The 14,718-nt window shown below is 62.9% G+C and carries 10 protein-coding genes; 1 reads left to right on the plus strand and 9 read right to left on the minus strand.

Features of this window, described 5'->3' with window-relative positions:
• Nucleotides 1-609: 609 nt before the first annotated feature.
• The 6 genes from SADO_RS14400 to SADO_RS14425 form a co-directional block, all read right to left on the minus strand.
• Nucleotides 610-2,343: a phosphoethanolamine transferase gene (locus SADO_RS14400; RefSeq protein ID WP_353112589.1), complete on the minus strand. Its 1,734-nt coding sequence runs from the start codon at nt 2,341-2,343 to the stop codon at nt 610-612.
• An 84-nt stretch (nt 2,344-2,427) separates the two neighbouring features.
• The gene (locus SADO_RS14405; RefSeq protein ID WP_353112591.1) at nt 2,428-3,714 is read right to left on the minus strand and encodes a sensor histidine kinase; all 1,287 of its coding nucleotides are present in this window, start codon (nt 3,712-3,714) and stop codon (nt 2,428-2,430) included.
• On the minus strand, nt 3,701-4,381 hold the full coding sequence (locus tag SADO_RS14410; RefSeq protein ID WP_353112592.1) for a response regulator transcription factor: 681 nt from the start codon (nt 4,379-4,381) through the stop codon (nt 3,701-3,703). Before SADO_RS14410 ends, SADO_RS14405 begins: the two co-directional genes overlap by 14 nt.
• Nucleotides 4,382-4,385: 4 nt before the next feature.
• Nucleotides 4,386-5,936, minus strand: a complete 1,551-nt coding sequence (locus SADO_RS14415; RefSeq protein WP_353112594.1) for an ArnT family glycosyltransferase — start codon at nt 5,934-5,936, stop codon at nt 4,386-4,388.
• Nucleotides 5,937-5,977: 41 nt separating this feature from the next.
• A complete protein-coding gene (locus SADO_RS14420; protein ID WP_353112596.1) occupies nt 5,978-6,280 on the minus strand; it encodes a lipid-A-disaccharide synthase N-terminal domain-containing protein in 303 nt (100 codons plus the stop codon).
• Entirely contained in the window at nt 6,270-7,019 is a 750-nt protein-coding gene (locus tag SADO_RS14425; RefSeq protein WP_353112598.1) for a glycosyltransferase family 2 protein, read from the minus strand. The genes SADO_RS14420 and SADO_RS14425 overlap by 11 nt, the downstream gene beginning before the upstream one ends.
• 248 nt (nt 7,020-7,267) lie before the next feature.
• Here SADO_RS14425 and SADO_RS14430 point away from each other — a divergent pair, with 248 nt between their 5' ends.
• Nucleotides 7,268-8,014, plus strand: coding sequence for a phosphatase PAP2 family protein (locus SADO_RS14430; RefSeq protein ID WP_353112600.1), 747 nt, complete (start codon nt 7,268-7,270; stop codon nt 8,012-8,014).
• Between the two features lie 992 nt (nt 8,015-9,006).
• Here SADO_RS14430 and SADO_RS14435 read toward each other — a convergent pair.
• Genes SADO_RS14435 through SADO_RS14445 form a run of 3 tightly spaced genes read right to left on the minus strand, consistent with a single transcriptional unit; the run spans nt 9,007 to nt 14,702 of the window.
• On the minus strand, nt 9,007-12,132 hold the full coding sequence (locus tag SADO_RS14435) for an efflux RND transporter permease subunit (protein WP_353112602.1): 3,126 nt from the start codon (nt 12,130-12,132) through the stop codon (nt 9,007-9,009).
• Nucleotides 12,133-12,144: 12 nt separating this feature from the next.
• Entirely contained in the window at nt 12,145-13,389 is a 1,245-nt protein-coding gene (locus SADO_RS14440; RefSeq protein ID WP_353112604.1) for an efflux RND transporter periplasmic adaptor subunit, read from the minus strand.
• Nucleotides 13,386-14,702, minus strand: coding sequence for a TolC family protein (locus SADO_RS14445; RefSeq protein WP_353112606.1), 1,317 nt, complete (start codon nt 14,700-14,702; stop codon nt 13,386-13,388). Before SADO_RS14445 ends, SADO_RS14440 begins: the two co-directional genes overlap by 4 nt.
• Nucleotides 14,703-14,718: the final 16 nt, after the last annotated feature.

Genomic DNA, 14,718 nt, shown 5'->3' on the forward strand with positions numbered 1-14,718 from the left:
CGCCGAATTGGATTCAAGTTTCATGGCGACCTTGATTTTCGCCAAGGTCAGGTAGCGACCGGTGGGTTGGACGCACGCCCGACCGACAACCGGCAATGGATGACGCTCCTCGCCTTCGGTCCCGTCGCTGTGGGCGTCAGGTTCAAGCTCGCGGTCGTGCGGGCCTATCCCCGGATGTCCGACGTCGCCATGGGCGCGCCGCGGTTACCACGATTGCGGTCACGAATATGACCATTGGCACCTTGGGCGCGCCTGTTCAGACCGACGTCTGACGCATGCTCGGCTGGTCCTGGGTCTCACAATTCGGTTAAGCGCTGCCGGCGGTCGCCGTGCTGGGACTCGCCTCCTCCTCCGCCCTCTTAGCGCTGCTGTTCTTTCCCATGGACTCTGCAGCGGCGAGCCTCCCAGCATTCGGTGACGCTGATGGGTGTTCAAATCCCTCAGACGTACGAAGCTACCGAAATAGCCACATATAAAACGCGCGACTCACCGTGCCCAGCCTGTAAGTGCGGGTGCGTTGCGTGATCGACGATCACCGCCTACGGCCCATCGATGTGAAACAGGTCATGGCGGTGAGCCGGCGCACGGACTATAAATAGCTGAATGGCACTACTGTTTTAGGACCCCATGACCATTCCCTGGGCTCGCGGCGCGGCACTGACTAAATATATCGCCGGCGCTCGCGTAAACCGGCGTCTGAATACGGAACAATCCAAGGACCGAATCAAACAGATTGTCTTGTGAGTAGGGATTGCCGGCAATCCGGGTGAGGCAGCCGCGATCAAGGCCGAACTCGGACGAGAACCAAGCCAATGCAGGTACGTGGGTCTGTACCGCCGGTGCAAGCGCGTAGGGAAAGCCGTGCAGGTAGAGCCCGTTTTCGCCCAGCGACTCGCCGTGATCGGAGAGATACAGCAACGCGGTGGCGTCCTGGTTCTGCCGCGCATCCTGTTCCAGCAGGCCGATGATCTGGTCGAGCACGTGGTCGGTATAGACAATCGTGTTGTCGTAGGCGTTGATGATCGCCTGCCGATCGCAGTCCTGCGGCAGGTTGCTTGAACACACGGGCGTGAAGCGCTCGAAGCGGTCGGGATAGCGCTTGTAGTATTCCGGGCCATGACTGCCCTGCTGGTGCAGCACCACAAGCAGATCGCCCTTGGCGCCGTCGATCCGGTCCTGCAATCCCTGCAGCAGGATCTCGTCGTGGCATTCACCGTCGCCGCACAACGCGGGGTCGTCCGCGTTGGACAAATCCTCGCTGGGCACACGGGCACAGACGCCCTTGCAGCCGGAGTTGTTGTCACGCCAGAGCACCTCCACGCCGGCATGGGCGAGGACATCGAGCAGGCCTTCGGTATGGCGCGCCTCGTACTCGTCGTAATCGCCTCGATCGAGCCGCGAGAACATGCAGGGCACCGATACCGACGTCGACGTGCCGCAGGAGGAGAATTCCGGGAAGTTGATCAGATCGCGCTTCGCGAGCCGTGGATTCGTGTCCCTCGCGTAGCCGTTGAGCGAGAAGTTGGCGGCACGCGCCGTTTCGCCGACCACCAGCACGACGACACGGCGCGACGTTCCAACCGGGCGTTGCTGATGGGCATCACGGCCGAGCGGCGCCACCGGCGTGTTGGCCGCTTTGGCTGTCTGCATCGCCGTGTCGATAGCGGCATAGAGCGGATAGGTCGGATTGATCAGGTAGCGCAGTTCGCGGTGCTGACGCAGGACCAGCGAAAAATCCTTGTAGTGCGCATAGGCGCTGACGCCCAGCACTCCGACCGCGAGCGTCACGGTGAGCGCGCGAATGCCCAGCTCGCGCCAGAATGGCCGATAGCGGATGCGCCATGCCAAGACCACAAGCGACGGCAGGAATGCGGTCAGCAACAGATGGCCGATCAGCCGTGCGCTGAGCAGACCCGACGCTTCACGGCTGTCTGTTTCGAGCACGTTGTGGATCATCGTGTCGTCGATGACCACGCCGTAGACGTTCATGAAATAACTGGCGAGCGAGGCGATGAACAACAACACGACAATCGCCGGCTTGAACAGATAACGCAGGGCGAACAGCGATACCAGCAGCACGAAGAAGGCGAGTAGCGCCGACGCTAGGGCCAGACCGAAACCCAGGTTGCGTGCCATGCCGATATCGGCTGCCGCGATCACCGCTTTCCAGAACGCCGTATTCAGAAAGATCGCCAGAAACGCCGCCACCGTGAGCGTCAGCCCGACCGTGCCGCTTTCCGGGCGCGGCAACGCATGCAGACAACGACGCAGGCGTGAAGAGGATTCTGGCGTGGTCGACGACATGGGCAGCGTGCTCGCGAGCTGATTGACTTTGAAGTCCAATCCTTGCGCGCGCGCCGTGTGCCGCCCGTCCTGCTGTCGTGGGTATTGCGTTAGATTGGGCGGGTCGGTGCCTGAAACGCCCGACTAGTGGAAACGCAGATCGAAACGGGTGCCGGTACCGAGCGTGCTGCTGACATCGACCGTCCAGCCAAAGCGCTCACTGATGCGCTTGACCAGATACAGACCCAGTCCCTGGCCCCGGCTGTGAGCACCGCGGAAACGTCGATCGAACAGCCGCGACAAGGCCGCCGGCGCGATGCCTTTACCGTGATCGCGAATCGTCAGGCAGCCGCGAGCCAGCACGATATCGATCCGTGCCGTGCCGCCATGCTCGATGGCGTTGCGCAGCAGGTTGTTGACCACCGACAACAACATGCTCGCCGGCGCCGACACCTCGGCTTCGCCGCGCGCGTCGAACACGATCTCGGGACACGGCTGAGCGGCGCCGGCAAACATCTCCTGCTGCATGGCAACCGCTTCGCGCACCACCGGACTGACGGGCGTAAAACAACGCTCGTCGGACTCTTCGCGGGCAAACAGCAGCAGCGACTCGATCAGCTCGTGCATGCGCGCGGTGGCCGAGCGCGCCCGCATCAGGCGGGTGCGCGACCTGGTCGAGAGGCTGTCGTCGGCGGCCATCAGATCGATGGAACTGATCGCAGTGGCCAGCGGCGTACGCAGTTCGTGGCTGGCGTCCTCGGTAAACGCCTGCTCGCGGGCGACGAACGCGTCGAAGCGATCCAGCACGCTGTCGAACGCCTCGACAATCACGTCCAGTTGGCGATCACCGGTGGCGACATGCAGCTGCGGACGTTGCTTGCCCGGCACCACCTGAGAGACACGCTCTGCGAGCCCGCGTACCGGCCGCATCACCAGCTGCGACAGCCACAGCGCCAGCGTCACGGCCAGAAAGAGCGCCCCGAGGCCGACGACCCAGGCCACGCCGATTAGCTCTTTTTCCAGGCGCTCGACCGGGGTGAGATCGAGCAGGACATACAGGCTCTTGTCGCCGATATCGAGCCGCGCGGCGCCATATTCGTACTCGGCGTCCGGCACCTCAATCTCGCGCGAGCGCCCGTCCGGCAGATGCGCCAGCGATGGGGGCAGGCTCGCTGTGTCGCCGCGCGGCACGACAAAGACCTGCAGCCCGGGCTCGGTGATCTGTAGCAGCGCCGGGTCGCGCTCGTACAGGGCCGCTATCCGGTCCATATCGCGCGACAGCTCACCGTGGATCATGTCGTCCTCGAGCACGTCGAGGAATTCGGATACCGCATAGACAAAACCGCCGAGCAGCACGAACACCAGCGCCAGCATCGCCAGCAGAAAACGCGGCCGCAGGCCCAGCCGTGGCAGCAGCCTAGAGCGACTCATCGTCCGCCAGCCGGTAGCCGATCCCGTGCACGGTCTTGAGTAGCTTGGTCGGAAACGGCTTGTCGATGATGCCCCGCAGCTGGTGGATATGGCCCCGCAGCGCGGCCTCGCTGTCGGGCGGGTCGTCGCCCCAGATGGCGCGCTCTACGGTGGTGGTCCGGACCACGGCAGGCGATGCGCGCATGAGCAGTTCCAGCATGCGCATCCCAGTTGGGGTCAGCGTCAGCCGCCGCCCGCTGCGGCGTACGATCAGGGTACGCAGGTCGAAGATCAGATCCGAAACCACCAGATGATCGGTCGCCCCGGCCGCGCGTCGCACTACCGCCGTAAGCCGCATATGCAGCTCCTGCAACGAGAACGGCTTGGTCAGATAGTCGTCGGCCCCGGTTTCGAAGCCGGTCAGGCGATCGCGCAGGGTATCGCGGGCGGTGAGCATCAGAATCGGCACGTTGTTACCGGCATCCAGGCGCAGCCGCTCGCACAGCGATAGCCCGTCGAGGCCGGGCAGGCTCAGATCCAGAACCAGCACATCGTAGTTATTGACTACCGCAAGATGCAGGCCGGTCAGGCCATCGCCGGCATAGTCGACGATATCACCCTGCTCTTCACAGTATTCGCCGATATTGGCTGCCAGATCGTCGTTGTCTTCAACAATCAGGATATACATGACGTCAGGCTCCAGCGTTCTGGGGAGCACGGCAAGCCGTGCCGGGCGGCAGACGGGTCGCTGAGAATTCGGAATTGTTATCGGCCAGCAGCGGCTCGAACGCCAGCCACCCGGCCAGTTCGCGCCGTCGCTCCCGTGGATAGATCAGCAGGACCGCCGCGTTTTGTCGACTAATCCAGTCGCAGACGGCATCGAGCGCCTCGGCACCTTTCACCGGGCGGTCGAGGTAATAAGAATAATGGGCCGCATCGATATCCCAGACCACGATCGGCATCTCCGGCTCGACGTGCCGCGATAACACTTTCACGAAGATAAGCTCGTCGTAGCGCGCGCTGCTCCAAAGCGTGGGCATCGCCCCACCTTGGAAAAGCCCCACGGCGAAGGCCCCCGCCACCAGCGCTGCAGCAGCCGGTGTCCGGCGTCGACGCAGCGCCCATCCGGCACCCCCGACAAGCAACAACCCGGCTGCAGCCACCAGCAGCGCAGACAGCCCGGCTTCATAGACCAGCCAGACGAGCGCCACGCCAACCACTGCGATCACGAGCCCGACACAGACCCGCGCCCAGGCGACCCGCGTGATCGCCGCCGCCAACAACAGCATCGCAGGCGCCAACCAGGGCAGCATGTAGATCTCGCGATACTGCGGGCCGAGCGCAAACGCCAGCATCGCGAACACGATCGTGAACGCGAGCAGCCCGGCCGCGCCGCGCCGATCGCGCCAGGCAATCAATGCCGCAGCCGGCAACAGCAGCGCCCAAGGGAGCCAGAGCATCGGTGCGCGCAGTAAATAGAACGGCGTGAATAGCCGCAACGGATCGATGGTGAGCAACGCGCCGGAAAGCTGCGAGTCGCCCAGCGTCTGGCCGCCGATCGCCTGGCGCAGCAGCAGATACCAGGGCACAACCAGTGCAAGCACGATCAACAGACCGCGCACGGGGCGCAGTCGCCGCCAGAGATCGACCGCGCGCTCACCGCTCAGAACCGCGTGCAATCCCAGGCCGAGCAGCAGAATGAGCGGCGCCTGCGGCCCCTTGGTCAGGGTCGCGAGACCAACCAGCAGCCAGAGCGCCCAGGCCCATCGTGCCTGCAGGGCCGCGCCGGCCTGGCGGGTACCGACCCAGGCCGCGAGCACGGCCGTGGTCCAGAACGCATAGAGCATGTCGGGCCGCGCGTTGTGGCCGTACTTGAAGGCCGCCAATGAGGCCACGCACAGCAGCCCGGCCAGCAGGCCGATTCGAGGATCGAAAAGGCGCGTGCCGATCCAGAGCGCCAGCAACGCCACGCCGATCACAGCGAATACCGACGGCGCACGTGCAATACCGGCGCCGACATGGTCCTGACCGGCAAGCGTTGCCGCACCGGCCACCAGCCAGTAGCTCAGCGGCGGCTTGGTCAGCCGGTACTCGCCGTTCAGGCGCGGCACCAGCCAATCGCCACTTTCGAGCATGTTTTCGGCGGTCTGGGCGACATAGATCTCGTGGCTTTCCAGCGGGATATCGCTCATGCCCCGGCCCGCCACGGCCAGGGCGAGCAGCGCGATGACGGCCACTGCCATCCATGCCGACGGCGCTCCAGCCGGCAATCGCATCCCCACGCTCATGTCCCGGCCGGCGACGATTCGGCCCGCCCCGCGCGAATCAGATAGAGATTACGCGCATAGATGAACACGCCCGTGCTCTGCCCGAGAATGAACACCGGGTCGGCGCGATAGATCGCGTAGGTGAGCAGGGTGATCCCGCCGGCGATGCTCAGATACCAGAACGCGACCGGAATATGGCTCTGGCGGCGGCGTTCGCTGGCAATCCACTGCACCAGAAACCGGGCCGAAAACAGGGCCTGGCCGACGAGCCCCAGCCCGATCCACACGATGTCCTGGGTCTGTAGCGCGTCAAACATCATCCACCTCGTAATCGATACGGCAGGCACGCCGCTGTAACCAGTACACGCCGGCCATATCCAGTAAACCGGCCCAGAGCCGATTGCCCACGCCGTACTTCGACCGTCCCGCGCGCCGCGGCCGATGCGCCACCGGCACGCTGATCACCTGCGCACCGGCGCGCACAAACAACGCGGGCAGGAACCGATGCATATGCCGAAAGCGCGGCAGCGCAAGAAAATCATCGCGGGCGAAGACCTTGAGACCACAGCCCGTATCCGGACAGCCGTCGCCCAGCAACGCGCCGCGTAGACTGTTGGCCACGCGTGACGACAGCCGCCGCAGCGCGCTGTCGATGCGCGTCCGGCGCCAGCCGACCACGAGACAGCGGCCTGTCTGTGCCTGCTCGCGATAGGCGTCGACCAGTCGGGCGATATCAGCCGGCGGGTTCTGGCCATCGCCGTCGAGGGTCGCGATCAGCGGCGCCCGTGCGGCATGGATGCCGTTGGCAAGCGCCGCGCTCTGACCACAGTTTTGCGGCAAGCGCACGACCCGCAGCGTGGCGACACGCCCGGCGGCGAGCGACAGCACGGACGCCGTATCGTCGGTCGAACCGTCGTCCACGGCGATCAGCTCGTAGTCGATCTGGCCGGCGAGCGCACGATCAATCTCCGCAAGCAGCACGGCAACGCTGTCCTGCTCGTTGTAGAAGGGGATGATCACGGCCAGGGACGGCGGCGTACGGCTGTCGCGATTAAGCAAACGCTTCGATCCTCGTGCGTGCCGCCCCACAAGGAGCGGCACGCTTTAGTATTTACGTTGTACCGAATTATCGACAGCGCAGGTTGCGTGGCCGTTGGCATTGCGTTTGTTTTTCGTTGCCTCGTGAATTCTGCAGTCATGTGGATCACTTAGGTGCATTCCGACGATGTGGTGACGGGATACCCACGTTTTCCGCACACTGGGCGGGCCAAGCTCTCGCGGGTCAGTCGCTTCAAGGATCCGTCGTCATGTCCAAACCCGCCCACGCCGATCGTCGAACGGCCATCGGTCAGCCCGCCTGGACGCCGCGCCCCTGGCAGGACGACCCGTTGTTCGTATGCCCGTTGCTGGCGCTGGTGCTTGGCTTGTTGGTCACCCAGGGGCTCGATCTCGATCGCTACTGGGCCGACCTGCTGTTCCGACTGGAAGGCGGTGACTGGGAGCTGCGCTATGCCTGGCTGACGTCGCGGGTGCTGCACGAGTACGGCCAGCGGTTCTCTATTGCCTGGGGCGTGGGCCTGCTCGCGCTGACCGCAGTGAGCAGTTGGAGTCAGCGGCTGCTTCCCTATCGGCGCGGGCTCGTCTGTCTGTGCATCGCCGTGATCACGAGCCTGCTGCTGGTGTCGCTCGGCAAGCACATACTTGCGCTGCCCTGCCCCTGGGATCTGTCGCGCTATGGCGGCGATGTGGCCGGCGCGGCGGTCTATGCCCTGCATCCCGGCGAAGTCGGCGGCTGCTTTCCGGCCGGCCATGCCGCCGGCGGCTATTGTCTGTTCGCACTGTTCTTCTTTGCCCGCCAATACCCGCTGGGCCGGGCGATCTGGTGGCTGGCACCCGGTATCGTGGTTGGCATCACCTACGGTCTCGCACAGGAGCTGCGCGGCGCGCATTTCCTGTCACACGACATGGTCAGCGCGGGCCTGTGCTGGTTCGTGAGCTATGCGGTGTTTCGTATCGGATTTGCCAAGGCGAGCGACCGCTTCAATTCGAGCTAACGTGAATAGAACTGTCTTACGTGACCCAAGGTTATCTGGGAAAACTAAGGAATCGCCAAATTAGGCGGGTTCTATCCCGTACGCTCCAACGACTATGGGTTCATCGCTCTGAACGCGCGAGTGCAGCTTACGAGGGTTACAGTGTGCGACGGCGGAGGTCTGGCGTGCTGCGCGCCCAAACATCGCCGAGCTTGCGCCACACTGTTATCAACGCCAGCCCGCGACGACCTCTCGGCCCGTGCCTGGCCCGCTGCGCATGCTCACGACCGCTGCCGTCACTCTGACGGAAGCCATCTGGCAAACGTTCTCGGCCGGGCCCCTGCACGGCATATTCGTAGCCCCTCGAGTACTCCAATAAATACAATAGGGTCGATTTTCCGGGCTGTTCTCCCCGCTCCCCCTGCACCGCGGGCGTAAAACGTGCCGAAATTGAACATCGCAGCCGGCGATCCATTGCTGCAGTTCGCTGCCTTCTCGTACCACGCAACTGCTTTCGCGTAGCTCTGCTCCCGCTTCCCCTTCTCGTCGGAGCCAAGTCACGAAAGGGAAAAAATCGTGGGCTAAGGCCCCGCGGAGTGCGTCGCTGCCGGAAACGGCCGCGCTCACTCACTCATCCTGCTGCCGGACATAATTTCCGGTGAGATTGATGTGCTCCCAGCCAAGCCGGAACAGGTACGACAACAGCGTTCCGTCGAGTTCTTGCCTGGACTCGCGCTGTGTTCGGAATGGCGCAAAGAGACATGAGTACATACCCGATGATCCGGCTTGCTTGAATCGAAAGCAGGCACATGAACAAACGTCTAGCGCGTACGGGACGGGCGTCTATGGATGCTTATACGCTGAGTGCGGCGACGGCAGGCTATGCCACCGCCGCACTGCGCTGCGCCTTTCGCTCGGGCGCTTTCCTAACCATTTTCCAATTGACGAACCTAAAAAGTAGACAAAATTTCACTCATCGAGATTGTCACCGATAGGTTCCTCTTACCGTCTATTCACGTTTGAGATGCAGCTGCGGCCTCTCGGCCGTGCACCAGCCGATACAAGGCCGGCAGGACCAGCAATGTCAGTAGCGTCGACGACACAATTCCGCCAATGACCACGGTAGCCAGCGGCCGCTGGACTTCAGCGCCTGTACCGACGTTCAGAGCCATCGGCACGAATCCTACGCTGGCCACCAATGCGGTCATAAGCACTGGTCGCAGGCGCGTGAGTGCGCCCTCGGTGATCGCGTTGTCTAGTGTGTGGCCGTCATGACGGAGGCTGCGGATGAACGACACCATGACGAGGCCATTTAGCACAGCAATGCCGGACAAGGCAATAAAGCCCACGCCAGCCGAGATCGACAACGGCATGCCACGCAGCCACAACAGCAGGATCCCGCCGGTCAACGCTAACGGTACGCCGCTGAAGATGACCAAGGCGTCCTTGAGTGACCCGAAGGCCATTAGCAGTAATGCGAGGATCAATACGAGAGTGACGGGTACGACAATGGTCAGCCGCTGGCTCGCGGATTCAAGCTGCTCGAAGGTGCCCCCATACTCCACCCAGTAGCCGGTCGGCAGATCGACTTCTTGCGCCACTTTACGACGAGCCTCTGCTACAAACGAGCCTAGGTCACGGCCGCGCATATTGGCAGTCACCACAACCCGGCGTTTACCGTTTTCGCGGCTAATCTGATTGGGCTGGGGCGCGCGTTCGATATCGGCCACTTCCGCCAGAGGGACATAGCCGCCATCGGGTAGCGGCACCGGCAGCGTCTGCCATTCATCCGGGCGTTGACGTAAAGATTCCGGCAGGCGAACCATGACGGCGAAGCGCCGATCGCCATCGTAAATCAGGCCCGCCTGCTGCCCACCAACGCCGGCCGCAACCAATTCCTGAATATCAGACACGTTGAGGCCGTAGCGGGCCAGTGCGGTTCGATCCGGCTCGACCGATAACACCGGCAGGCCGGTAATCTGTTCGACAGCGATATCTTGTGCACCTTCAATATCGCTTAACACGCCACGAACCTCGTTCGCGCTTTGCAGCAAGATATCGAGATCGTCTCCAAATACCTTCACCGCCAAGTCCGCGCGTACGCCGGACAGCAGCTCGTTGAAGCGCATCTCGATCGGCTGGGTGAACTCGTATTTGTTGCCGGGCAGTTCAGATACCGCAGCAACGATTTCGTCCACCAGTTCCGCCTTGGGTTTATCCGGGTTCGGCCATTCTTCACGGGGCTTCATGATCACGAAGTTGTCGGCCACGGCGGGCGCCACGGCATCGGTCGCGATCTCGGGTGTACCGACCTTGGCGAAGACCAGTTTGACTTCCGGAAATTCGCGCAGCCGATCCTCGAGTTCTTCCTGCATGGTCAGTGCCTGCTCGAGGCCGGTCCCCGGGATACGCAGCGCATGCAAGGCGATATCACCCTCGTCGAGCTGGGGCACGAATTCACTGCCCATGCTCGTAGCGAGCCAGGCCGAGCCCGCCACGAGCACGACCGCCACCGCCATCAATGGCCAGCGCAGCAGCATGGCGCCGCGCAGCAGCGGCGCATAGCCAGCTTTGGCCGCCCGCATGAGCCAGTTTTCATGCTCCGACACGCGGCCGTTCATGGTCAGCGCGATGGCGGCCGGAACGAAAGTCAACGACAGCACCATGGCCGCGATCAACGCCATGACCACGGTGGCTGCCATCGGGTGAAACATCTTGCCCTCGACCCCGGTCAAGGTGAAAATCGGGATATAGACGGCGGTGATGATCCCCACGCCGAACAGGCTGGGCCCGATGACCTCCTTGGCCGCACTGTAGGTCACGGCCAGTCGTTTGTCTCTTGGCAGGACACGGCCGTGCGCGCGCTGTGCCTCGGCCAGGCGCCGGACCGCGTTCTCCACCACGATGACGGCACCGTCCACGATCAGGCCGAAATCAAGCGCGCCCAGACTCATCAGATTGGCAGACACGCCGGTACGGACCATACCGGTTATCGTTGCGAGCATCGCCAACGGAATTACCGCTGCCGTGATCAAGGCTGCACGGACATTTCCCAGCAACAAAAACAGGATTGCGATCACCAGCAGTGCGCCTTCGAGCAGGTTCTTTTGTACCGTCACCACCGCCTTGTCGACCAGCGTGGTGCGGTTGTAGACCGCTTCGGCCGTGACGCCTTCGGGCAGCGACGCCTGAATGTCCTGCAGTCTGTCGGCGGTGGCCGCTGCGACTTCCCGTGAATTCTCGCCCACGAGCATGAACGCGGTGCCGAGCACCGTTTCGCGTCCGTCACGCGTGGCCGCGCCAGTGCGCAACTGCTTGCCAATCGCGACGTCGGCGACGTCGGTAACGTGCACCGGAGCGGCATTGCGCTGAGCCAGCACGATCTTTTCCAGCCCGCTGATCGCCTTGACCTGCCCGGGTGAGCGCACCAGAAGCCGGCGACCGTTTTCTTCGATATACCCGGCGCCAAGATTGCTGTTGTTGCGTCGCAGGGCCTCGGCGACGTCGTCGAATGTCAGGTTGTAAGCCAGCAGCTTCGCCGGATCCGGGGTGACATGAAACTGTTTTTCATAGCCACCGATCGTGTTGACTTCGGTAATACCTGGGACCTGGACAAGCTGCGGACGGATGATCCAGTCCTGCACCGTACGCAATGCCATCGCATCATAAGGACTACCGTCGGGCTGCGTCGCACCTGGTTCGGCAGTCACCGTATACATGAAGATTTCGCCTAGACCGGTCGCGATCGGCCCCATCTCGGGCTCCAGCTCGGGCGGTAGCTGGCTCTTGATCTGGGCGAGCTTCTCATTGATCCGGTTGCGGGCGGCATAGAGATCTGCGCCATCTTCGAAAATCGCCGTAACCTGCGACAAGCCATACCGCGTAATCGAGCGGGTATAGGCCAGATTGGGCAGTCCGGCCAGCGCGGTTTCCACTACAAACGTTATGCGCTGTTCCGCCTCCAGCGGCGAATAGCCCGGCGCTTCGGTATTTACCTGTACCTGTACGTTGGTGATATCCGGTACCGCATCGATCGGCAGGCGCTGATAATTCCATACGCCGAGGGCGGCCACGGCCAGTACCAAAAACAGCACCAACCAGCGGCGTTCCACCGCGAATTTGAGAATCGCATCAATCATCGGAGGCTCCGGTTAATGGCCGTGGACCGCGCCGGACTTCTCGATGTCCGCCTTGATCAAATAGCTGTTGTCGACCACATAGCGCTCGTCGGGCTTGAGCCCCGAGATGACCTCGACATACTCGCCGTCACCGGCGCCGAGTTCCAGTGGCCGAACCTGATAGGCCTCGCCCACTTTGATGAACACCACGTCCCAGTCACGAAAGGTTTGCAGCGCGCGACGCTCGATCGCGATCGGCACTTCGCGTTCCGTGATCTCGACCGTGGCTTGGACAAAATGTCCAGGGGTCCAGTGCCCTTGCCGATTGGCAAGCACAGCGCGGGCGACGGTGCTCTGGCCTACTCCCGAAGCTCGTGGGGCGCGGTAACTTATCGTGGTTTTCGCCTGTGAATCGCCGTTTGTGCTTACCGCAGCTGCCTGGCCGACCTGTACGCTTCGGGCGTGCCCCGGAAAGACCTGAAGTTCGGCCCAGACCTCGTCGTAGTCGGCCACCGTAAGCAAGGGCTCGGTGCCGGCCATTTCACCGGGTTCGACACGACGCTCGGTCACGACGCCGGCGATGGGCGAAGTCACCGCGTAGCGCCGCAGGCTGTCGTTGGCCTCCACTGAAGCCAGCCGCTCCCCTTTGGCGACGGTATCGCCCACGGCCTTGTCGACGGCCACAACAACGCCCGGAAAACGGGCCGCGACACGCCGCACGCGGCTCGGATCGGGCACGATATTGCCGTACAGCTTCACTGTCTCTCGAATCGTCCCAGGCCCGGCCAGGGTTGTGGTGATCCCCGCTCGTTTGGCGGCCTCAGCGCCGATGCTGACCCGCCCTTCATAGGAGCTGTACTCCCAGCGGGAGGTATTGCCTTCGTATTCGGCCGCGACCATGACTTCAAACGAGTGGGGTTCGGTCACGACGCCGTCACCCAGCAGATAGTCGTTTTTCGGTTTGAAGTCGAAGCGGTCTACGCGTCCACCGAGGCGTTCCAACTCGACTTCCAGCTCGACTTGCTTTAGATCGACCGGCTCGCCCCCCTGATACGCATAGATTCGAAATTCGGGGGGCACGTTATCCTCGAAGATCGTGACCTCCAACGCGAAGTTGCCGTCTTCGAGAAGACGCCCCCCGTGCGGCCCTTCGGCCGGCGCTGTGGCATCAGACTCCGCCTCGGCCTCTGACGCGGCTTTGGCTGTGCCGAATTGGGTGGCGTCACACGCGCTCAAAATCAGAGCGGCCACCAGGACCGCTGGAAAACGGATGTTCATGGCGACTCCGGATATTGGATATTGCTATTGAATTCGATACGACCGTCACCGCCGGGCAGCGGCTCGGCGGTCAGGCTTTCGATATCGGCACGCAGGCGATGCGCGCGCTCGGCGGCACCGATCAATGCGCGTTCGGCATCGATGAGCTCACGACGGGCGGTCACGCGCTCGAGGTAGCTGTAGCGTCCGCGGTCGTACCCTCGCCGAATTTCGCTCAGTGCCTGTTCCTGCTGCGGAATAATCTGGTCTTGCAGGGTGCGGACTGTTTCTATGGCTTGCGCCCGGGCCTGATAAAGCGAGAACAGTCGCGCCCGCGTATCCAACAGCATGGCGCGTCGCTCCGCGCCCACGGCTTCGCCACGAGCTTCAGCTTCAGCGATGGCACCCTCGGCACGACTGGGCGAAAACAGCGGCACACTTGCGCCGAAGACCAACGCGGTATCGCTGGTATCCTCCAAGCGCTTTACACCAGCGCGCAGACTGATGTTGCTGTGGGTTTGCGACTGAGCAAGACGCAACTCGGCCTGGCGTATGCGACTTTCCGCCGTGAACTGTAGGAAGTCCGGATTGGCCTCGATACGCTCTGCCAATACATCGAACTCGCCGGGTGCGCCTACCGCGTAGAGATCGGAACGAATGGTCTCGAAGTCCGGCTTCGGCATGTTCCAGAGCGCAGCGAGTCGTAACAGGGCGGTTTCTAACTCACGCTCGGCGTCGGCCCGATTCAGCTGCGCACGTGCCAGTGCCGCTTTGGCGCGCGCGGCTTCAGCACGCGGCGCGCGCGCCGCATTGACACGTCGATTCACGCCCCTCAGAGCGTCGCGAGCAAGCTCGGACGCACGCTTGGCGACCGCTAGGCGTTCATCCGCTGCCGCGACCGCGTAGAAGCGACGCGCGACCGAGGCCAAAACGTCGAGCTCCTGCGCTTTCTCTTGAATCGCAACCGCTCGCTGGCGCGCATCCACAACGCCGACTCGGGCATCGCGTTTACCGCCAAGTTCGATTACCTGCGAAAGCGCCAAGGTCGCTTCCGCGCGATCAAAGCCTCTCGCACTGCCTGTGCCGCCGAAGTCCTGTAGCTCGAACTGCAACTCGGGCGCGGGCCTTAGCGCGGCCGTATCGCGGCGACCACCGAGCGCGCGCTGCCTGTATGCGAAAACGCTCAGGCTCGGATTGCGTTCCAGGGCCCGTGAGATTGCATCGGAAAAAGTAAGCGGTGCTGGCGACGGGTTGACGTCCGGCGCGGCTGAAGCCGACACGCACCAAAGCATGAGACCCATCACGCAAGTGATGCGTCGAATACCAATATTCATTTGAAAACTCCTGCTA

This window comes from Salinisphaera dokdonensis CL-ES53, from assembly GCF_040361215.1.
Lineage (GTDB): Bacteria > Pseudomonadota > Gammaproteobacteria > Nevskiales > Salinisphaeraceae > Salinisphaera > Salinisphaera dokdonensis.